The sequence below is a fragment of the Kitasatospora sp. NPDC001175 genome (assembly GCF_053598215.1).
This window is the reverse complement of sequence record NZ_JBSFJU010000228.1, coordinates 1-1,272: the sequence shown is the minus strand read 5'-3', so window position 1 is coordinate 1,272 and position 1,272 is coordinate 1. Positions and strand designations below refer to the sequence as shown.

The window sequence follows — 1,272 nt, the reverse complement described above, 5'->3', positions numbered from 1 at the left end:
CTGGAGCGGGTACTGCGCGCACTGGTCGCCGACCCCGACCGCCGGATCAGCCGCATCGACCTGCTCGACCACCACGAGCGGCAGCAGATCCTGCTGGACTGGAACAACACCGCCACCAGCCCCGAACACACCTGCCTCCCCGCCCTGTTCGAGGCCCAGGCCGCCCGCACCCCCGAGGCCACCGCCGTACTCGACGGCGACCTCGCCCTGAGCTACGCCGAGCTGAACACGCTCGCCAACGGCGTCGCGTACCGACTGATCGAGGCGGGCGTGGGTCCCGAGGACCTGGTGGCGGTGGCGGTACCGCGGTCCGCCCGGCTGCTCGGCGCACTGCTCGGTGTCCTGAAGGCCGGGGCCGCCTACCTTCCCGTGGACCCGGACTACCCGGCGGAGCGCATCGCCTTCATGCTGCGCGACGCCTCACCCGCGCTGCTGCTGACCGGCGGCGGCGTGGACTGCGGCGAGGAGTCCGGGCCGTTGCCCCGGCTGCTCGTCGGGGAGGTCGAGCCCGTCGACGCCGACCCGGCGGACCACGACCGGGTGCGCCCGCTGCGGCCGCACCACCCCGCCTACGTCATCTACACCTCCGGCTCCACCGGACGGCCGAAGGGCGTCCTGGTCGAACAGCACTCGCTGGTGGACTACCTGGAGTGGGCCGGCCGCAGCTACCCGAGTGCGCGGGGATCCGTGCTGCTCCACTCGTCCGTGTCCTTCGACATGACGGTCACGGCCCTGTTCACCCCGCTGACCGTCGGCGGCTGTGTGCGGATCGGCGACCTCGACGAGAGCCTGCCGTCGGACACCGCCCCCACCCTGCTGAAGGGCACCCCGAGCCACCTGGCGCTGCTGGAGGCCCTTCCCGAGGGTGCCTCGCCGACGGGCGACCTGCTGCTCGCCGGTGAGGCGCTCTCCGGCGAGCGGCTGCGGACCTGGCGGAACTCGCACCCGGCGGTGACCGTCCGCAACGTCTACGGCCCGACCGAGACCACCGTCAGCTGCGCCGAGTACCGGATCGAGCCGGGCAGCGAAGCGGCCGGCGGTGTGCTGCCGGTCGGCCGGCCGCTGGCCAACACCCGGGTGTACGTGCTCGGCCCCGGGCTGCGGCCGGTGCCGGTGGGGGTTCCCGGCGAGCTCTACGTCGCGGGCACCGGAGTGGCGCGCGGCTACCTCGGCCGGCCGGGCCTCACCGCCGAGCGCTTCCTGGCCGACCCGTTCGGCGAGCCGGGCTCCCGGATGTACCGCACCGGCGACCTGGCCCGCTGGAACCGCGAC

Annotated in this window: 1 protein-coding gene; it reads left to right on the top strand. The window is 74.2% G+C overall.

The window, feature by feature from the left end; translation table 11 throughout:
* A partial coding sequence (locus ACWDAK_RS41330; RefSeq protein WP_427396370.1) for an amino acid adenylation domain-containing protein occupies positions 1-1,272 on the top strand: 1,272 nt, incomplete at both ends.